This is a genomic window from Sphaerisporangium melleum (genome assembly GCF_014646695.1).
In the GTDB taxonomy this organism is placed as follows: Bacteria; Actinomycetota; Actinomycetes; order Streptosporangiales; family Streptosporangiaceae; genus Sphaerisporangium; species Sphaerisporangium melleum.
Map to the genome: position 1 here is coordinate 298,735 of NZ_BMNT01000001.1, position 20,595 is coordinate 319,329.

At 69.0% G+C, this 20,595-nt stretch carries 13 protein-coding genes; 8 read left to right on the top strand and 5 right to left on the bottom strand.

The annotated features are described in order from the left end of the window. Positions 1–22: 22 nt before the first annotated feature. Positions 23–496 carry a hypothetical protein gene (locus IEY93_RS01660; RefSeq protein WP_189161106.1) on the top strand — a complete coding sequence of 158 codons (474 nt, stop codon included), beginning with the start codon at positions 23–25 and terminating at the stop codon, positions 494–496. A 13-nt stretch (positions 497–509) separates the two neighbouring features. Here IEY93_RS01660 and IEY93_RS01665 read toward each other — a convergent pair whose 3' ends face one another. Next, the gene (locus IEY93_RS01665) at positions 510–1,886 is read right to left on the bottom strand and encodes a helix-turn-helix transcriptional regulator (RefSeq protein ID WP_189161107.1); all 1,377 of its coding nucleotides are present in this window, start codon (positions 1,884–1,886) and stop codon (positions 510–512) included. Positions 1,887–2,259: 373 nt separating this feature from the next. Next, a complete protein-coding gene (locus IEY93_RS01670) occupies positions 2,260–5,139 on the bottom strand; it encodes a DEAD/DEAH box helicase (RefSeq protein WP_189161108.1) in 2,880 nt (959 codons plus the stop codon). Between the two features lie 581 nt (positions 5,140–5,720). Here IEY93_RS01670 and IEY93_RS01675 point away from each other — a divergent pair. Next, entirely contained in the window at positions 5,721–10,220 is a 4,500-nt protein-coding gene (locus tag IEY93_RS01675; protein WP_229690769.1) for a PDDEXK-like endonuclease domain-containing protein, read from the top strand. An 85-nt stretch (positions 10,221–10,305) separates the two neighbouring features. On the opposite strand, the gene IEY93_RS01680 is transcribed toward IEY93_RS01675, so the two are convergent. Then, on the bottom strand, positions 10,306–10,653 hold the full coding sequence (locus IEY93_RS01680; protein ID WP_189161110.1) for a hypothetical protein: 348 nt from the start codon (positions 10,651–10,653) through the stop codon (positions 10,306–10,308). Positions 10,654–11,059: 406 nt separating this feature from the next. Further along, positions 11,060–11,743 (bottom strand): CBS domain-containing protein, encoded by a 684-nt coding sequence (locus IEY93_RS01685; protein WP_229690770.1) that lies wholly within the window; start codon positions 11,741–11,743, stop codon positions 11,060–11,062. 233 nt (positions 11,744–11,976) lie between these two features. Between IEY93_RS01685 and IEY93_RS01690 the strand changes: the two genes are divergently transcribed. Further along, positions 11,977–12,555, top strand: coding sequence for a hypothetical protein (locus IEY93_RS01690; RefSeq protein ID WP_189161112.1), 579 nt, complete (start codon positions 11,977–11,979; stop codon positions 12,553–12,555). 183 nt (positions 12,556–12,738) lie between these two features. Then, on the top strand, positions 12,739–13,023 hold the full coding sequence (locus IEY93_RS01695) for a hypothetical protein (protein ID WP_189161113.1): 285 nt from the start codon (positions 12,739–12,741) through the stop codon (positions 13,021–13,023). A 298-nt stretch (positions 13,024–13,321) separates the two neighbouring features. Here IEY93_RS01695 and IEY93_RS01700 read toward each other — a convergent pair whose 3' ends face one another. Further along, complete coding sequence (locus tag IEY93_RS01700) at positions 13,322–14,074, bottom strand: AraC family transcriptional regulator (RefSeq protein WP_203967900.1); 753 nt, start codon at positions 14,072–14,074, stop codon at positions 13,322–13,324. Positions 14,075–14,326: 252 nt separating this feature from the next. Between IEY93_RS01700 and IEY93_RS01705 the strand changes: the two genes are divergently transcribed. The 4 genes from IEY93_RS01705 to IEY93_RS01720 all read left to right on the top strand — a co-directional run bounded on the left by IEY93_RS01705 (position 14,327) and on the right by IEY93_RS01720 (position 20,560). Then, on the top strand, positions 14,327–15,037 hold the full coding sequence (locus tag IEY93_RS01705; RefSeq protein ID WP_189161115.1) for an alpha/beta fold hydrolase: 711 nt from the start codon (positions 14,327–14,329) through the stop codon (positions 15,035–15,037). Between the two features lie 296 nt (positions 15,038–15,333). Next, a complete protein-coding gene (locus IEY93_RS01710; protein WP_189161170.1) occupies positions 15,334–17,787 on the top strand; it encodes a molybdopterin oxidoreductase family protein in 2,454 nt (817 codons plus the stop codon). An 11-nt stretch (positions 17,788–17,798) separates the two neighbouring features. Further along, positions 17,799–20,252, top strand: a complete 2,454-nt coding sequence (nirB, locus tag IEY93_RS01715; RefSeq protein ID WP_189161116.1) for a nitrite reductase large subunit NirB — start codon at positions 17,799–17,801, stop codon at positions 20,250–20,252. After that, positions 20,249–20,560, top strand: a complete 312-nt coding sequence (locus IEY93_RS01720; RefSeq protein ID WP_189161117.1) for a Rieske (2Fe-2S) protein — start codon at positions 20,249–20,251, stop codon at positions 20,558–20,560. Before nirB ends, IEY93_RS01720 begins: the two co-directional genes overlap by 4 nt. Positions 20,561–20,595: the final 35 nt, after the last annotated feature.

A 20,595-nucleotide genomic window follows, 5' to 3' on the forward strand; every position in this document is an offset into this window, starting at 1 on the left:
CACGTATCGGGACCAACGCGCGATGACGATCAGAGCTTTCTACGGCAGGGCCCTCCTGGCCCTTTTGCTGCTGACAGGAGTCGCCGCCTGTACGAATGGATCGGATACCACGATGACTCCCGAGCAATCACGGCAGACTTTGATCGCTGAAGCAAAAGCGATCATTCAGGCCGTCTTCCCTGATGCCGACCCTCTGGTGGTCGTTCAGGCCAAGGACGCCCCTTGCGGCGGAGCGGTTGGCACCGACCACTCCCACGTGGAGAGCATGATCAACGTCCACAGCGACGCAACCGACAAGTCGCTGACGTCAGACGCGGTGTTCACCAAGGTGGTCGCGACTCTCAAGCAGCGAGGATGGACCATCAACTACACGCAGGAGTACGTGGCGGGAGCCAAGCGCGAAGGCTTCGGCGGAATCAGCGCAGGGGTCGGCGACTCCCCCGTCGGCATCAACATTTCCGGTGACACCGAGTGCGTGAAGAACCCTGACGCATAGGCCGATAGCGGCTTCAGGCGGCCAGTTCGCTGCGTAGGTGGTCGCGGAACTCGCGGACGGCGATGGTGGTGCTATGCGGTTCGAGGCGGGCGGCGAAGGCCTGGACGAACTCGATCGAACGGGTGGAGCTCAGCGACTTGGCCGCGGGGACGGCGGCGCGGGCGGTGTCGAGGGACTGTTCGAGCTCGCCCATGCTCAGGTAGGCGTCGGCCGCATGTACCTGGTTGAACTGCGCGGAGCGCGGCATGTGCCCCTGGAACGCCTGCACCGCTGCCTCGGCACAGACGACCGCACGCTGGTGCTGCCCGAGCAGCCGCCAGGACTGTCCGGCCTCGGCGGTCAGCTCCGCCGACTCGTACGTAGTGATCCAGGCCGGATCACGGTCGCTAGGACCCTGCTCGAACGCGCGCTCGGCCTCACCGATCAGCCGTTCGACCTGCTTGGCGGCGTGCCTGTCGCCCGACTCCCCCGGATTGGTGTGCAACGCCGTCGCCCAGGCCTCCCGCACGGTCATCAGCGCCATGACGCGCGGTGACGCGTCCGCCTTCCGGGCGGCGTCCACCGCAGTACGCGAGAGCCGAAGCGCCCAGAGCGGCTGGTCGATGTGGATGGCCTGCCGGGTCATGGCCGTGAGAATCCAGGCAGCCGTCAAGGGCGCGTCGGCCGTCTTTGCGAATCGCAGGGCCTGACCGAAGTGCTGCTGGGCCGGGCCGTGCATGCTCATGTCGAAGGCGGTCCAGCCGGCCATCCGGCTCATGCCGGCCGCCGCCGTCATCAGCTCCGCGCCGACCTTGTCGTCGTAGCGCCCGTGCAGCAACGGAGTGACGTTGCTGTTGAGGTAGCGCAGTACCACCGGACGGACCAGGCCGGCACCGAACTGGTGGTCCATCTGGAAGAACGCCTGGCGCGCCTCGTTGATCCGCCGCACATCGGCCATGCCGACCGCACGGCCCGCACCCGCTTGCGCGGTCGAGGCGGCGGGACTGTCGTAGGTCCAGGAGGTCAGCCACTCCCCCAGGGCGGTCGGGACGAACGGCAGCGTGGCGAGCAGGTGACGGCGGGACGGATCCATCTCGAACCTCCACAGCAGATCGGCCGACCTCACGGTAGCCACCAGCGAACCGTCGCCACAGTCCGCGAGCGGCCAGGAAGGTGTCTCCGGGAGGCTCCACCCGTCTACCCACCGTTCGACATCGGCGGTCTCGACTCGGAACACCGCCGCCAGCCGCGCCCGGTGCCGGGCCCGCACTCCCTGCTCACCCCGCTCCCACCGCGCCCACGTCGTCACCGACACCCCCACCGCCTCCGCCGCCGCCTCCTGGCTCAACCCGCGCCGCAGCCGCGCCCGAACCAGCTCTGGACGGCGGAACTGCTCTCCCTGTGCCTCCACGGTGAACCCCCTGGGTGATCGCGCGACTACATAACGCAATGACGATGGCATCACCCGTGCCCAACCCTCAACCCCTTCCCACCAAACGACCAGAGATCGACCACCTCCCGCCTACGCCATGCCACGTCCCTGAACAACGGCTCCGCGGCAAGGCCCCCGGCTTCGCCCTCCCCGCCGCCTCAGGAGCGCGCACGCGCCCTATTCCGCCTTCCGTGACTCCCGCCCGGGATTCGCCACCTCCACCCGTGGCAGCAGTGTCACCCGACACCGAAGGAATGGATGGAGTAGCTCCAGGGGCCGAAGCTATGAGGGGCGACGACCGCGGTTTCCACGGCCACGCGGAACGACAGGGTAGGCGGCGTGGATCGGCCGGTCATCGTCGGACGTAGCTCGCTGAACGGCGGGCACGGGTGGTGCGGGGCAGCCGGTCGCAGGCAGGGCATTCGTACCGGAGGTCGGCGCCTCCCCGGGCGCCGGCTTCGTAGCGGATCAGCATGTGGCGGCACCGGCCGCAGTCGTCGCCCAATTGCCCCGTGCCCGGTGCCACTCCCGGACGGCGCCGCTGAGCGCGTCGGACGGCGTCGGCGAAGGCGGGATGCTCGGTGCGCAGTACGACGCCGGGGCTGGTGCTGAGCAGGGCCGAGGAGGAGGACCAGACCGCGTCTCCGATCACGGCGCCGGACTCGTGGATCGGCGTCAGCGGCCGGACGTTGATTCCCTCCCGTCGGGCCCGCAGGGCTTCGGCGGGCAGATAACCGTCCGGTTCCGGCTCGACCCACAGAGTCACCGCCTCGATCTCCGAGTCCTTGGCACGGATGGACCGGAGGGCCGGGATAAGTGCGGGCAGGTGGTTGAGCGGCCCTCGCGGCAACCACATCTCCACGGTTTCGGCCCCCGCCAGGTCCTCCTGGAGACGATCGACGAGCCGGCTCTCGACAAGCTCGGTAGGGCCTGCGGAGTAGGTGAGCAGCTTCTCCCATGGGAGATGTTCGGCTCGGTCGAGCAGGTGAGCGAAGAAGGTCCACACTGCGTCTCGCGTGGCCTTCGTCCGGTGCAGAACGTCGAGGGCACCGATGACCACAAGATTGTCGCGGGCACGGCTCGCCGCGACGTTGAGCAGTCTCGCGCCCTCGCTTCCTGCTATTCCTTGGGTGAACCAGGGATGCAGGGACGTGATCCCGTGGCCGGTGTCCACCGTGTCGTAGACGACGATGTCGCGTTCAGCGCCCTGGAAGCGGTGGACCGTGGACGCCGCCCAGTCCTCCGTGTGTTCCTCCGGCAACAGCGACTCGAGGAGTCGTGCCTGCGGCGCGAAGGGAGTGATCAGCGCCAGGTCGTGCAGGTCGCTGCTCGCGCCGCCGATCATGGCCGCGGCGAGTTGCGCATGCGCGAGGTTGTACCGCGAGAACATGCCCTGCCTGCGTGCCGTGCGGGCCTGCAGACCAGAGGTGTCGATGACGACCAGGTCGCTGCTCGCCCATGGCGCCCGGCTGCGCAGGCTTCTGCCCACGACGGCGGGAGCCGTCACCAGAGGACTCTCGGGATAGAAGGCCGTGCTGACGACATCGCCGATGGGCGGCCGCATACGGTACTGCTCGGTGAGAGCGGCCAGACGAGTGGGGTGACGCCCCTCGGCCACCGCCGCCGAAATGCCCGCCTTCTCGAATGGGCTTCGCTTCAGCCATTCCTGTGCGGCGGGAGTGTCCGCGACCGCGATCGGGGGAAGCTGGCGGAAGTCGCCCGCGATCACCGTGTGCCCGTTGCCGACCCCCGCTACGAGCATCGCCAGCGCCGCCGTGGTCATGCTGGCCTCGTCGAGGACGACCACGTCGAAGGTCAGCTCCTTGAGGGTGTCGAGGACCACCTGATGGGCCGTGGCCGCGACGACGGCCGCCTCTCTGCAGACCTGACGCCGTACCCGGAGCAGTCCTTTGTCCAACTCGCGCTGCAGAGCCTGCAACTCGGCGATTCTGGTCTCCAGCTCCAGACGGGTCGCCTCCTGCTTCGAGGAGAGCTCCTTGACCGGGCGCTTCAACGGGGTGAGCATTCGCCGGGTCTCCCGAAGCTCCCGGCCCACATCCACCCGGCGCCGGGCGATGGGCTCCCCGCGTGCGGCGGCGATCTCGTCGACGAGAACGCGACCGCACGCCCTGTCGACCAGCGACAGGTCCGCCGGCTGGCCGAGCCGTACCACCTGGCCCTCCTCGAGATCGGGAAGACGTCGCAGGACGGCGCCGATCGCCACGTCCAGTGCCGCATTGGTCGGGGCGGCGAGCAGCACTCGCTTGCCCTGGCGCCGCAGCTCCGTCACCAACGCGGAGATGGTCGTCGTCTTACCGGTGCCAGGTGGACCCCACAGCCAGGTGAGGCCCGGCGTCGACGCCAGCTCGACGGCACCGTGCTGTCCTGCGTTCAGACCGCGGGACATGTCAGGGTGCGGCTGCACGCGGGATGCACCATCGTGCTGATGCGTTCGCGTCACGACCTCCAGAGCGGCACCGGCGTCGAACCCCGGCCCACCGCGTTCGAGCTCCCGCAGCCGTCGGCTCTGCGCGATGAGCAGCCACGAAAGGTCCACCCGTAGAGTGGCCTCCGTCGCGGCCGGCGCGTCCGCCGGCATCGACAACGTCACGACGTTGCCGAAGATCGAGACCACTTCGACGTCGAAATGAGCATCCCTGACGACCAGAGTGGCGGGCGTCCCCTCGGTGACACCTAGCTCGCCCTGGGCCTCGAACCGAATGATCGTACGGGTCCCCGTCCGGCCGACCTTCGCGCCCAGGGTGAGCGGGACATCCGTCTGCGTCCGGCGTCTGGAAACCGCTTCGAGTTCGTCACCGAAGGCGCGGGCGGCGTTCGTCGCGACCTCCGGCCAGAGAGCCGGCACGGGTTTTGATGAGGGCACCGGCTCGACCGCTGGAATTCCCAGCCGAGTGGTCAGCCGTAACACCTCGGCCTCGGCCGCGACCTCTTCGGCGGGCCGCCGATCGTCGTGGTCGGCGATGGTCCGGCGATCCGCCTGATCAGGATCCAGAACGACTTCTCGATCCGGTTGACCGAACCCCCGAGGTATCCAGGTATCGCCGTGAAGCTCGGCGATCGAGTGGTTTCTGCATATCTCCCATAAAACGCCCGGTTCGACGCGCACCCCGGAGCGTTCCAGCAGGGCCAGGAGTTCCTCCTGACGCACCGGCCCCTGCGACAAGGCCTTGGTCAAGAGTTTGACGAGCTTACGCTCCAGACCTCTACCCATGCGGCTTCGCTCCTCGCCATGGACCAGGACGTCACAGCATCGCGACCGAAGCGGCTACCGAATTCGTGGCGCTCTGCCGTCGTTGCAGGACGGCCATTCGCGGCGGGAGGTTTACCTGAGGCTCGAGTGTCACGACGAGAAGATCCACTGAAACGGTGGTCGCTTTTCACACTGGCCGAGCAGGAAGCTTTGCTACGAGATTCAACCGTTACACCGTTCCAGTAGATCACCAAGTGCTCGCGGGCTACGATCTGTCTCCTTGTGACATGCCTGTGGCCGACGGTGAGCGAGATTCCATGCCAAGGGATGTCCCGCAGCCGCCTCCACTGCAGGAGCACGACATCCCGGCCCGACCTCGACTCCCGCGCTTTCGGACGCGACACCTGCACCTGGCACCCGGCCCGGAGGCCCTCTTGCCAAGTGATCTCGGCCAAGGTGGCACTGCCGCACCGACCTGAAGGAGGATCCGCATGAACGGGGCGAAGTCCCGCGCCCGCGACCCGCAACTCGTCGGCGCCACGGCGCGACTGGTGGAGTTCCTCCGCAACCTCGCCACCGCCCGGCGCCCTCCCCTCCGAGATGTGCGCGACCACGACCGGGTGCTGTGGCTGGCCGATCTGCCTACGGCCATCCAGGCCGACCGGACGGCCGGACACGGCGAGGTGGTGCTGTCGGTTCAGCGCGAGCGCAGCGTGCTTCCGCCCGCCGCGCCGGATGTGCTGAGCGGGTGGCTCCGCCAGAACGAGGTCGCCGATCCCGGTCTGACAGCGCCTCCTTTGGCTGGGAACGGTCCAGAGAAGGTAATGGAGACCGGCGAGGATGGCGAGCTACGGCTCCGCCCTGAGCGGCAGGACGATCGGCCCGATGTCGTCGAGGGGTACAGGAGGTGGCTGCCACGATGGCAGGAGTGGGCTGAACAGGAGCGCGAGCGACGGCGTCGGCAGGACTGGCACCGGGACCTCTACTCGGTCCACACCCAGCTCGGCCCGATGGAGGACGAGATGGAACTCGTTCTCGCGGTCGGCTTGTTGTCGTGGATCGCTCCAGACGGCACCCGCGTCCGGAATCACCTCATCCGGACGCGTGTCCATCTGCGTGTGGACCCGGACACCGAGCGCATGGACGTGGTGCTCGGCGAGACGTCCCCAGTGCTCCAGGATCGGGAATTGCTGGCCGATCTCCCGGGAGTGACCTTCCAGCGAAGCGAGCGCCTCCGTGAACGTGTCCGTGAAGGAGAGGGCGTTGGACTACAGGACTCAGTCGTCGACGTGCTGAAGTCCTGGTGCGACCGTGGACTGGAAGCGACCGCCGATTACCAGAGCGCGTGGGAGCCGCCTTCGGCTGCCACCGGTCCGGCGGAAGTACGGTTCGCCCCCGCGCTGGTGTTGCGCAAGCGCGACCGCGGCTCGCTCATCTCGTACTACGACGCCATGATGGACACGTTGACCGGTCCGGATCCGCAGGCGCCTCTCGGCTTCGCCCAGTTGGTGAGCGCGCTCGAGCCCGCCGAGCGCATGGCCTTCTTACGCGAGCGGGCCACCACGTCCCGTGGGGCGATCGGCGAAGACCCGCTGTTCCCCCTGCCGGCCAACCCGGAACAGCGCAAGATCATGGAGCGCCTGCGTGGAAGCAACGGCGTGGTGGTCCAGGGGCCGCCAGGCACGGGCAAGACGCACAGCATCGCCAACCTGCTGTCCGCGCTCCTCGCGCAAGGCCAGCGTGTGCTGGTCACCAGCCAGAAGGCCCAAGCCCTGCGAGTGCTCCGGGACAAGCTCCCCGAAGAGATCGCCAAGTTGTGCGTGTCGATGACCGACCTCGGGCGGGGCGGCTCCCCGGAACTGGAAGGCGGGATCAAGGCACTGTCCGCCCGCTTCTCAGGCTTCGACGCGGAACACCAGGCGCGGGTCATCACCGAGAAACGGCACCAGCTCGACTCCGCGCGCCGCAGGATCGCGAACCTCACCGAGCGCGTGCGCGCGCTGCGCGAGTCGGAGACCTATGTGCACCCAGAGGTGGCGCCAGGCTACTCCGGAACGCTCACGGCCATCGTCGGGCGCCTCCACAAGGAGGAGACGCACTGCGGGTGGATGCCGTTACCGCCCGCCACGGCGCCTGTGGTCCCTCCCTTCTCGGTGGGCGAAGCGGCCGAACTTGTGGAACTGCTGACAACGGAGACGCCCCAACGGCGTGCGCGGCAGGCCCAGCGGATCCCTGACGTGTCCGCCCTTCCCGCGGTCGAGACCGTGCGGGGCCTCATCGCGGCCGAACAGGCGGCGCAGGCTTCGGCTCGTGAGGCCCGGACGGAAATCTCGGCACGTCTGGAACATCTCGACATCTCGTTACTCGCCCACCTCGACCGGGTGGCGTCCGATGGCACCCGGCTACTGCGCGAGCTCGGGCTGCCGGACGACGCCGAAGCCTGGGACCTGGACGACTGGACCGTCCGCGCGCTCATGGACATCTTGGCCCGGCGGGAGACCGCGATCTGGGATCAGCTCGCCGCGCACGCCGCACGGCTCGCCGACGCGCGACGCGCGGTCGAGACGCTCGGCTTCAGGAGAATCGACTATCCCTCGCCCCAAGTGGCAGGGGGTGCCGCCGCCGTTCTGCGCTCCGCCCGCGCCCTGCACGACCACCTCGCCGCCGGCCACCAGCTGAAGCGCGGCCCGTTCCGGCCCGCTGTGCAGAAACAGGCCGAACCATGGCTGAACGGCACGCTGGTCGACGGAGTCGTACCGTCGAACCCCGAGCTGCTCACGTTGGTCATCGCTGACCTGGAGGGCCGGGTCGCGGTGGAAGAGCTCTCGCGCGGCTGGGCATTGGTGGGTGTGGAGTTCCCCGCCGATCTTCCGCTTCAGCGTACGGTAGCCCGGCTCACCGACGCGTACGACAAGCTGGGCCACATTCGACAGCTCGGTACGGCCGTGGCCGAGACGTCGACGCAACTCGTCCGGGCCGGTGTCCACCTGCCGCTCCGCACGCCCCGAGCCTGGACCGACTACACCTCTGCTCTGCGCGCGGTCCGGCTGATCGTCGAGGCCGAGCGGGCCACAGCCGAGCTCGACGCCCTCCACACCCGACTGCGTCACGAGATCGGGCTCGGCCCCGCGGCACCGGAGCTGTCCGAGGCGGCCCGCGCGCTGGCGGCCCGCGATGCGACGACCTACCAGCTCTGCCTCAACGCGCTGGCCAGCGCGCATCGCGAACTCGCCGACCAGCGGCGGTGCGACGAGCTCGCCGGGCTCCTCCGCGCCACCCACCCCGCACTGCTCGAAATGTTGCGGCAAGGAGGCTGGCGGCCCGAGTTCTCCACCTGGGACCGTGCGTGGGCATGGGCGAAGGCGCAGGCGTTCTTCACCGAACAGCGCCGCCCCGGGTTGGAGCAGCGTCTGGAGGCCGACCTGGAGGCCGCGACCGCGCAGGGCATGCGCATCACCGCGGAGCTCGCGGCCGAGCAGGCTTGGGAGGCGGCTCTCGGCAGGATGAACTCGAGCCAGACGACGGCACTGAAGGCGTACCAGGACCACATGGCCAAGCTGGGCAAGGGCACCGGCAAGCACGCCGGCAGGTACCTCGGGTACGCCCGCGACGCCATGGCCGACGCGCGGGACGCGGTCCCGGCTTGGATCATGCCGCTGCGGCAGGTCCTGGAGACCATCCCGCCGGTCCGTGACTCCTTCGACGTGGTCATCGTGGACGAGGCCAGCCAGGCGGGAATCGAAGCGCTCTTCCTGCTGTGGCTGGCGCCCCGGGTCATCGTGGTCGGCGACGACAAACAGTGCGCGCCCTCGGCCATCACCCACGGCGAGCTGGATCCGATCTTCGCCAAGCTCTCGAGCTACCTGCCGGACATGCCTGCCTATCTGCGAGACGCCTTCACTCCCAATTCGAGCCTGTTCGACCTGCTGGCGATTCGTTTCGGCTCCGTGCTACCACTCAAGGAGCACTTCAGGTGCATGCCCGAGATCATCGACTTCTCGTCACGGCAGTTCTACTCGGATGAACCACTGATCCCCCTCCGCCAGTTCGGCGCCGACCGCCTGCCACCACTCAAGGTCGTCCGGGTCCACGAGGCGTACACCGAAGGCTCGGACGCCCGTCTGCGCAACCGTGTCGAAGCCGAGGCCATCGTCGCCAGGATCGTCGAGTGCGCCGGAGATCCCGCCTATGACGGCAGGACGTTCGGGGTCGTCGTACTACAGGGGTCGGGCCAGGTGAACCTCATCCACAACATGCTGCTCGACCGGATGGACACCAAGGAGTGGAGCAGACGGCGGCTACGCGTGGGAACGCCCCCGGACTTCCAGGGGGACGAGCGTGACGTGGTCTTCCTCTCGATGGTGGTCGCCGAGAGGCGGTCCGCTCTGACGAGCACCGAGTGGCGGCGCAGGTTCAATGTGGCGGCCTCCCGGGCCAAGGACCAGATGTGGCTGTTCCATTCGGTCAGCCCCGACCTGCTGTCGCCGGCATGCCTTCGTCGCTCGCTGCTCACGTACATGGCCAATCCTCCGGCACCGCTGATGTCGGGGACACTGGCCGACGTCACGCCGGATGACCGGCACCCGGACTTCGACTCGCTCTTCGAGCAGCGGGTCTTCCTGCGGATCCGCGAACGCGGATACCACGTGATCCCACAGTTCGAGGTGAACGGCCGCCGCATCGACCTGGTCGTGAGCGGCGCCAAGGGCCGGCTCGCGGTGGAGTGTGACGGCGACTTCTGGCACGGAACGCCGGAGCAGCGGGATCAGGACCTCGACCGTGAACGCGAGCTGAAGCGGGCAGGCTGGCGATTCTGGCGCGTACGGGAAAGCGAGTTCTCCTTTGATCCTGACGCCGCTCTGCTTCCCCTGTGGGACGAGCTCGCCCGGCGCGGTATCGCGCCAGGTGAAGTGCTAGGCGAGGCGACGGTGGACGCGACGGCACCGACATGGTCGGCATTGGAGTTGCCGGCAGGCGATGCGTTAGAGACCGAGAGGGCCCAGTTCAAGCAGTATGAACCCACGAACGACGATCGGGGGAAACTACGCATCTCGCCGCCTGATCCTGCCATAAAGCCTGCGGGACAGGGGTATCACGCCTGATTTCGAGCGCCCATCCATCCTTTGTGCTGCGACCTGTAGAAGTGCTCGTATCGAAAGTCTCCACAATTTCGGGCTATGTCCGCTATTACGCCTTCTGCGCCGCTCTCGCAGCGCACGACGCCGAACGCGACCTGGACGCCGAGTCACGTTCTCGCAGCCGTGCACGGCCCTCGGCATCGACGATGCGCGTGCCCATCACCGTCACCACGGTGGCGGCCAGCGAGACCATGACTCTCACCTGGGCACGCTGCTCCTGCGTCAAGTGGGCGTAATCGTCTTCTTCCTCCAGCAGCCGGCGCAGCAGCCGCAGCCTCGTCACGCGGGCTCCACGCACGTCGTCCAGCAGGTGCCGGACGGCTCGACTCCGAGCACGTACCTCGTCCGCCGCCGCCTCCACCCGGTCGAGCTCGACAGCGGCCTCGGCCAACTCCACCTGGACAGCGTTCTGCTGCCTGAGAGTCTTTTCGCCCCTTCACTCGGCGAATCCGGCCCGCCGCCCTCTCCTGGCTCAAGTCTGCGGACCAGAACGCTGCAAGGCAGGTCGAGCGCCTACTCGGCGAGGCAGACCGCGCTTACGCCCCAGGCGTCAAAGAGGCCGCCCCAGCATGGGCCGCTATCGCGTGACTACATGATGTGACGACGATGGCACCATCCAGGTCGAATTCTTAAGCCCTTGCCACCACACGACCAGAGTTCGACCACTCTCGCCCCTGACCAGGACTGGAAAGGACGGCATTCCTCACATGGACATCCACCCATTCGCAGGACCCTCCGCGGCCGCGCGGGCCGGACCACTACCTTCGAAAGGCCGTGCGCCGTTGGATACAACAACCAGCTTGTCAGGGCCGTGGATCTACGATGCGGAGCATCTCGATGAAACCCTCCACTCTCGTAAGGGTTTCCTCATCCAACGGGTCGGGGGCAAAGTGCATCAGCTCATTGCGAACCGTCCGAATGAGTTCCAGCAACTCGAGGAAGAGCACGTGATCGAGCGGCCATTCCAAGCGGTTCCAGTGCGCGGAGGTGGCGAGCAGATGCTTGTACGCCCCCAGCATCAGGTCGTTCGCCGAGCTGACCTGAGCTGCCAAGTGCCTGGGCGCGGCCTGCCGGAGTTCGTCGACGGTGAAGACCTCGTCAGCTCGCCTTCTCAGCCGACGCTCAGCCTCCTCCACCAGGACGAAGGGCCGGGCCAGATTACCGAACTGTTGTGTCAGATCGGCTGCGGTGATGATGCCGGTGACTCTCTTGTCGGAGTCACAGACGAAGACGAAGCCTTTGTTGTAGATCTCACTCACTTGGCTGAGCAGGTCTTCATGATGGTCGACCAAGCCGGCGGTCCGGTCCACCGCATCGGCGACAACGCGGAGTTTCTGCCCTCGCATGGACGCTTTTCCGATGGACTCCCAGCTCAGCGCCCCGCGCAAGGTCCCATTCTCATCGATCACGGCAAGCTGTGAGTACTTGCCGCTCAGCATCTTGGTATGGGCGATCTTGAGCTCGTCCTCCAGGCTGACGGAGGCCACTCCCTTGTTCGCGGACTCCAAGACGATGGACGGGGCTCTATGTCCACCCGCCGAAACGGGCGGTGCAGTTCACAAGAGTCAACCGGCTCCCCTTCGTCGCTGTCAAGTCACTTTGCGCAACAAGAGCGCTGGTTCGCCTCCTCTCGCCTACCGACGAACATTCCGGTCCGAGTGGCCCAGAATTACCAGGGCGCTTCACGGCGCGCGATGCCGGTTCCTTCTAGGGTGTGGGGGTGGGCCGGATTTTGGTGACGTTCCTCGTCATGCTCGCCGCTTTGTCCGGCTGCGGCTCGGAGGGGGTGCTCAGTCAGCCGGTCATCGACCAGGCTCGGGCGCACGGTGTGGCTCCGGACCTGATCTACGTCGTGGACCTGCCCGGCTACGAGCTCGCCGAACAGTCGGTCGGTGGGATCGGTGAGGAGGGCTTCGGCGCCTTCTACGTCTCGCCCGACGGCAGGCGAGTGGAACTCCGCGTCGACCGCGGCTCGTTCAGCGACGGCCTGTGCGTCGACACCCCCATCGCCGGGGTCGAGCCGCTCACCGTCCCCGAACGGTGTGACCACGACGAGGTCGGCTGGTACCGGCAAGGCGGAGGCCGCCACGAGTACACCGCGATCCGCGGCGACCACTACATCCGCCTCGCAGGAGGGCTCGAGGACGTGGACCGGGGTGCCCTGAAAGCGGCCGTGGCCGGAGCGCGTCCGGCCACCGGGACCGGTACGCCCTCGCCACTGCCCAGTCCCGTCGAGCGCGGCGACCTGCCCACCAGCGGCGACGGCGCTCCCCAAAATGAGGCCGGCTCCGGTGGCTGACCGGATACGCCACTGACCGACTTGAGGCCATCCCGTGTGGGAAGCTCCCGCTGTCCGGCTCACCTACGCCTGACGAGAGCATGACGCCCTCTCTATCCTCCGCGAAAACACATCACCAAGAGCAGTCGTTTCGCTACCCTCGGCTAAGTGACCCCCGCACAGGCGACCGCCTACACTCGCGACATGGGCGAGGACGCGTTCGAAATTCCGTTGGACGAGGCAGACGGCCACCTGCCGGATGTCATCAGCGCGGCAGCCGAGCGCAACACCATTGCCTACCTCACCGACCACGGCCGCCGCGTCGCGGCCATCGTGCCCGCCGACGAGGCCTGGTACTGGGCTCCCGGCTGGCAGTCCGCCGAAAGCGAGGCCGACGCGGATTACCGTGAGGGCCGCACCCGGACCTTCGACAGCATGGACGACATGTTCGCCGAGATCGACACCGTCCGCGGTGAAGACACCAGGTGAGGTACGAACGTTCGGCGTCGTTTCTCCGGGACGCGTCACGGCTGCCTCCTGAGCACTACGTCATGTTTAAGGACGCCGTCTACAAATACCTTCTTCCTGCGATCGAGCAGGGGGCACACACCGGCCGCGTCCCTTGGCCGGTACGGCTGCGCGTCCACAAGCTCACTGACACCGACATCTACTCTCTGACCTGGAACTTCGCCTCTCCAGACGGCCGAGCCACCTTCCGCTTCGAAACCGCTGACGACGGTGAGCCAATACTGCAATGGCGTCGAGTCGGGGATCATTCGATCTACGCTCACCCCTGAGGCACGGCCCTCCCCCATGCCCGCCCGCCGGCAGATAGATCGAAACCAGTGCGGCCGGTGCGGTGGCGGCCGGGGGTTGTGCCGATGAGGGCGGTGAAGGCCGCGATGAAGCCGCTGGGGTTGGACCAGCCGCAGGCGTAGGCGGTCTGGGTGGTGTCGTGGCCGTCGGCGAGGAGCACGAGCGCGTGGTAGACGCGGAGCTGCGTGCGCCACTCGTAGAAGGTCATGCCGAGCTCGTTGCGGAACAGCCGGCTGAGGGTGCGGGTGCTCGCTCCGATCGTCGTGCCGAGCTCGGCCAGCGGGGTGTTGTTCGCTGGGTTCTCCTGGAGCATCCGGGCGATGGCCCGCAGCCGGTCGTCTCGTGGCTCCGGCAGGTGGAGTGGCTGTTCGGGGGCTTCGCGGAGTTCGTCGACGAGGACGCGGAGCAGGCGCGAGCGCGCGGAGCGGCTGTAGGCGGGGGCGGCGCCGTCGTGGTCGCGGGGGCCGGTCAGGGCGAGCAGGACCTCGCGGGCGAGGCCGGAGGCCAGGAACACGGCGGGGTGGTCTGGGAGTAGCCGGGCGAGGGATGGCGCGAGGAAGACGATCCGCATGTCGGTGTCGCCGTGGGCGCGGTGGTGGTGGGTGAACCCGGCGGGGGTCCAGGCGGCCCGGTTGGCGGGGACGATCGACGTGCCGCGCTCGGTGTGCACGGCCAGGACGCCGCCGGCCGCGTACACCAGGTGTCCCCGTTCGTGTGACTGCACCGCGCTCGTCCCGCCGGACGGCCACAGGTGACGCCCGCCGGACGGCCACACGTGGGATGTCGGGCCGGCGGTCGGGCCAGGTTGGCGGCGAACGGGCATCGGTTGGCAGTTTATCGGTGGTCGGCCACGCCTTGTTCTGGTGACACTCCTTGCATACGTAGCGGCCTTCGGCCGCGCGGAGCGCCCGACCGAATCACGTGTCGTCCAGGCGGCCAACCCTCGATGACGCGGCGTGGTAGAGAAGGAGTAGGCATGGCGACGTTCATTCTGGTGCCCGGTGGTTGGAAGGGCGGGTGGGCGTACGAGGCGGTGGTTCCGCTGCTGGAGCGTGCCGGTCATGCCGTGCACGCCCTGACCCTGACCGGTCTGCGGCCGGACGACGATGATGCGACGGTCGCGAGCGCCGACCTCGACACGCACGCCGGCGACGTGCTGCGATTGCTCGATCGCGCGCGCATCACCGGCGCGACGCTGGTCGGCCACAGTTACGGCGGGATGGTGATCGCCGCCGCCGCCGATCGGGCCGGCGGCCGGATCTCGCGGCTGGTGCATCTCGACGCCTACGTACCGCGCGATGGCGAGTCGTGCTGGTCGTCGACGAGCGAGGGCTTCCGGGAGGTGTTCGCCGCCGGCGCCGCGGCCACCGGGTACGCCGTCCGGCCGCCGGACGGCGGTGATCCGCGCCGCCGTCCCCATCCCCTGGCCTCGTTCCTGCAGGCGATCCGGCTCACCGGCGCGGTCGCGCAGGTTCCCCGAAAAGAGTTCGTCTACTGCTCGGGGTGGGAGGACCGGACGCCGTTCGCCGCACTCCGTACCCGGCTCCAAGCCGACCCCGGCTGGCAGGTGCACGACCTCCCGACCGGCCACGACGCGATGCACGAGGCCCCGGAGGCGGTCGCCGCCCTGCTGTTGGCCGAAGGCAGGACGGACGCGTCGACGCACAGCCGCCAGGCTCACCGTTGAAGTGGCGAGGTCGGACAGGGCGGCGCCCCGTCCCGCCTCGGACCAGCCTGCCTGCGCCTGGCCGCCTCGTTCGCTGAACGCTCGCCACCATGCCCGCGTGCGAGCGATCACCGGCCGCGGCCGTCCGACCGGCGGGACGGGCGGGTCTGGGCGAACCGCTCGGCATCGCCTTCTGGCTGGGTAGACGCGTGGCCACTCGCGCCCTGAGGGGATCGCCGGTGAGGAGGGGTTAACGGCGGCTACATGTCGTACGAATGCCGGTGTAATCGCCGAGACCGAGCCTTGTTGCCGTGGGGATGCCGAACGCGACGACCCATTGCCCGTACTGCTCGCTGCAGTGCGGGATCTCGCTGCAGGTCAGGGGCGGCGAGGTCTCCCTGTCACCTGCCGATTTCCCGACCAATCGCGGTGGCCTCTGTGTGAAGGGGTGGACCGCGGCCGAGCTGCTGGACCATCCGGACCGGCTGCTCACGCCGCTGGTCAGGACGGTCCCCGGCGACCGCGGCAGCCCGTTTCGCGCGGCGGGCTGGGACGAGGCCCTCGATCGCACCGTGGCGGCGATCACCGCCGCCCAGGAGCGGTACGGCAGGAACAGCGTCGGGTGTTTCGGGGGTGGCGGCCTCACCAACGAGAAGGCGTATCTGCTGGGCAAGTTCGCGCGGGTCGCGCTGCGTACGGCCTCGATCGACTACAACGGCCGGTTCTGCATGTCGTCGGCGGCGGCCGCGGCCAACCGGGCGTTCGGCGTGGACCGGGGTCTGCCGTTTCCGCTGGCCGATGTGGCGAGGGCCCAGGCGTTGCTCCTGGTCGGCAGCAATCTCGCCGACACGATGCCGCCGGCGATGCAGTACCTGAACGAGGCGCGCGACCGCGGCGGCGGCCTGGTCGTGGTCGATCCGCGCACGTCGGCGACCGCCAAAACGGCGACGGTGCACCTGCGCCCGGTGCCCGGGACCGATCTCGTGCTGGCCAACGGCCTGCTCCATCTGGTGCTGCGTGCCGGGCACGCCGACCTTGAGTACATCGCCGCGCGCACCACGGGGTTCGACGAGGTACGCGCGGGCCTGGCGGCGTACTGGCCCGACCGGGTCGAGCGGATCACCGGGGTTCCGGTGGAGGACCTGCAACGCGTGGCCGGGATGCTCGGCACCGCCGCCTCCGCGATGATCCTGACGGCGCGGGGAGCCGAGCAGCACAGCCAGGGCAGCGACACCGCGCAGGCGTTCATCAATCTGGCGCTGGCGCTCGGGCTGCCCGGCCGGCCGGGCAGTGGGTACGGCTCGATCACCGGGCAGGGCAACGGCCAGGGCGGCCGGGAGCACGGCCAGAAGGCCGACCAGCTCCCCGGGTATCGGCGGATCGACGACCCGGCCGCCCGGGCTCACGTGGCCGCGGTCTGGGGGGTCGACCCGGAGGAGTTGCCCGGTGCGGGGTTGTCGGCGCAGGAGATGCTCAGCGGTCTGGGCCGGGACGGCGGGGTGCGCGCCCTGCTGGTGTTCGCCTCGAACGTGGTGGTGTCCGCCCCTGATCGCGACCGGGTGCTCGACCGCCTGTGCGCGCTGGACTTCCTCGCGGTGTCGGACATGTTCCTGTCGGAGACCGCGATGGAGGCCGACGTGGTGTTCCCCACCGCCCAGTGGGCGGAGGAGGAGGGCACCATGACCAACCTGGAGGGCCGGGTGCTGCGGCGGCGGCCGGTGCGGGTGCCGCCCGGCGAGGCGCGCGACGATCTGCGGATCATCACCGCGCTGGCCCGGCGGCTCGGGCGCGGCGCGTACTTCACCGACGACGCGCGCGAGGTGTTCCAGGAGCTGCGGCGGGCCAGTTCCGGTGGGGTCGCCGACTACGGCGGGGTCACCTACGAGCGGATCGAGGCCGAGCAGGGGGTGTTCTGGCCGTGCCCGGAGGGCGGGACGGGGGCGGCGCGGATGTTCACCGAACGGTTCGCCACCGCGGACGGCCGGGCGCGGTTCGTCCGGGTGGAGCACCGGGACGCCACCGAACGGCTCGACGCGGAGTTCCCGTACGTCCTCACCACAGGGCGGCTCATGCGCCAGTACCAGAGCGGCACCCAGACGCGCCGGATCGCGGCGCTGACCCGGGGCGAGACGGTCCCGCGCGCGGAGATGCACCCTGACCTGGCCAGACGGCACGGCATCCGCGCGGGGGACGCGGTCGAGTTGCGCACCCGCCGGGGCAGCGCCCTCTTCGTGGCGGAGCCGGCCGACGGCATCCGTCCCGACACCATCTTCGTTCCGTTCCACTGGGGCGGCGAGTCCGGCGCGAACGCCCTCACCGATCCGTCGCTGGATCCTCTCTCCCGCATGCCCGCGTTCAAGGCCTGCGCGGTCGCCGTCAGGAAGGTCGAAGGCCCACAGCCACAGCTCGGCGGAAGGACGCATATGGACTCGACACCCCGGTTCCTGCAGGGGATCTTCCCCTTCACCGGGAAAGGCCTGGACGCCCCCTACCTGCTGGCGTCGGAGCTGCGCTACGTCGTCCCGGACGGATATGTCACCCAGCCCGTCTACCTGCGGGGTGGCAACTCCTGCGATGAAATGGTGTGCCTGATCCTGATGCGCGACGGGGTTCCCATGCGGTACCTGCCGATCGGCGCCAAGGACGGCGTGCACGTCTCCCTGCGCGTCGTGGAGGACCTGATGGCGGGGACCACGATCGAGGTGTACGTGGCGGCCCCGGACGGCGTGGCCGGATCGGTCGTGGTCGATCTCGGTCTGGTCGAGGTGTGAGGAGGAACGCCATGCGGCAGCGACTGGTCGTGATCGGCAACGGGATGGCGGGGGCGCGCACGGTGGAGGAGATCCTCGCCCGGGGAGGAGGCGAGAAGTTCTCCATCACGATGTTCGGCGACGAGCCGTACGGCAACTACAACCGGATCATGCTGTCGAACGTCCTGGCCGGCACCGACGACGAGGCCGAGATCTTCCTGAACGGCCTGTCCTGGTACACGGCCAACGGCATCACGCTGCACGCGGGCACCCGGGTCAGGCGCATCGACCGTTTCGCCCGGAAGGTGTACGCGGACGACGGGACGACCACGTCGTACGACCGGCTGATCATCGCCACCGGCAGCCGGCCGTTCGTGCCGGACATCCCCGGGGTGCGGGACGCCAAGCGGGGCTTCCACCAGGGCGTGTTCACCTTCCGGACGATCGACGACACCCGCAACATGCTGCGGTACGCCCGTGGCCACCACAGCGCGGTGGTGATCGGCGGCGGCCTTCTCGGGCTGGAGGCGGCGCGCGGGCTGCAGAGCCACGGCCTCGATGCCACCGTGGTCCACGCGGGCGGTCACCTGATGAACCAGCAGCTGGACCCGCAGGCGGGCGCGGTGCTGAAACGCAGCGTGGAGCGGCTGGGCATCACCGTCGAGCTGAACGCCCGGACCACCGAGATCCGGGGCACCGAGAAGGTGACCGGCATCGCGCTGTCCGACGGGCGGGTCATCGGCTGCGACATGGTGGTGATCGCGGCGGGGATCCGCCCGAACACCGAGGTGGCGCAGGCGGGCGGCCTGGTCGTGGAGCGCGGCGTCGTCGTCGACGACCAGATGCGGGCGGTCGGCGAGCCCGGCATCTACGCGGTAGGCGAGTGCGCCCAGCACCGCGGCCAGGTGTACGGCGTGGTGGCGCCGCTGTGGGAGCAGGCCAAGGTCCTGGCCGACCACATCACCGGAGCCGATCCCACCGCCGCCTACCACGGATCGCGCATCGCGACCAAGCTCAAGGTGGCCGGGGTGAACGTGGCGTCCATGGGCCTGAAGGGGCCCGAGCGGGAGGACGACGAGTTCGTGGTGGTGGCCGAGCCGTCGCGGGGGATGTACAGATGCGTCGTGGTCCGCGACGGCCGGCTGGTCGGGGCGACCCTGGTGGACGACCTGAGCAAGGTGGCCTTCCTGATGCAGGCGTTCGACCGCGGGCTGCCGCTGCCCGAGGAGCGGGTGCGGCTGCTGTTCGACCTGGGCGCGCCGTCCGCCGAGACCAGCGCCGCGGAGCTGTCCGACGACGCGCAGGTGTGCAACTGCAACGGCGTCAGCAAGGCCGACCTCGTCGCGGCGGTCAAGGACGGCACCAGGTCCGTCACCGGGGTGATGGACACCACCCGGGCCGGCAAGGGATGCGGCTCCTGCCGGTCGCTCGTCGCGCAGATCGTCGAATGGGCGGCCGGCGGGGAGACCGAGGAGGACCCCTCGGCCGGCTGGTACGTGCCGGGCATCCCGCTCGGCAAACCGGAGCTCATGGCCGAGATCCGGGCACGCGGCCTCAAGTCGGTGTCCGCGGTCTTCGCCGAGCTCGCTCCCGAGGGCAGGGAGGACGCCAAGAGCAAGATGGGGCTGGCGTCGCTGCTGCGCATGATGTGGGCCGGCGAGTACGTCGACGAGCGCGACGCACGGTTCATCAACGACCGGGTGCACGCCAACATCCAGAAGGACGGCACGTTCTCCGTCGTACCGCAGATGAAGGGCGGCTGCACCACCCCCGACCAGCTCCGCCGGATCGCCGACGTCGCCGACAAGTACCAGGTTCCGCTGGTCAAGGTCACCGGGGGCCAGCGCATCGACCTGCTCGGCATCCGCAAGGAGGACCTGCCCGCGGTGTGGGCGGACCTCGGCATGCCGTCCGGCCACGCGTACGGCAAGAGCTTCCGGACGGTCAAGACCTGCGTGGGCCTGGACTTCTGCAGGTACGGCCTGGGTGACTCCACCGCGCTGGGCATCGCCCTGGAGACCAGGTTCCAGGGTCTCGAATCGCCCGCGAAGATGAAGCTGGCGGTCACCGGCTGCCCGCGCAACTGCGCCGAGGCCTACGTCAAGGACCTCGGCGTGGTGGCCGTGGAGGGCGGCCGCTGGGAGATCTACGTGGGCGGCGCGGCGGGGGCGCACATCCGCAAGGGCGACCTGCTGGCCACGGTCGGCACCGCCGAGGAGGTCATCACCCTGACCGGGCGCTTCCTGCAGTACTACCGGGAGAACGCCAACTGGCTGGAACGCACCTACGCGTTCGTGCCGCGCGTCGGCATCGAGCGGATCCGGGAGATCGTGGTCGACGACGCCGACGGCATCGCCGCCCGCCTGGACGAGGCGGTCCAGGCCTCGGTGGACGCCTACCGCGACCCCTGGCAGGAGGGCAGAGAACCCGTCACCCCCGGCCAGTTCCGGCCGGCCCTGCCGCTGCTCGTGGTACCGAAGCCATGACCGCCGAACCGCACCTGCTCGGGCGGCTCGACGAGATCCCGGTCGGCGAGGGCCGGGCGTACACGGTGGGCGGCGAGCAGATCGCCGTGTTCCGGCTGCGGGACGGGAACGCGCGCGCCGTCTCCGCCCTGTGCACGCACGCCGGCGGCCCGCTGGCCGACGGGCAGATCGACGGCGACATCGTCATCTGCCCGTTGCACCAGCACATGTTCGAGCTGGCCACCGGTTGCTCGACCACCGGCCGGCCGCCACTGCGGACCTACGCCCTGCACATCGACCCCGACGGCCACCTGTTCGTCCACCTCTGATCCCGGCCGAGCCGGCGTACTCGGCCTGGTCACCA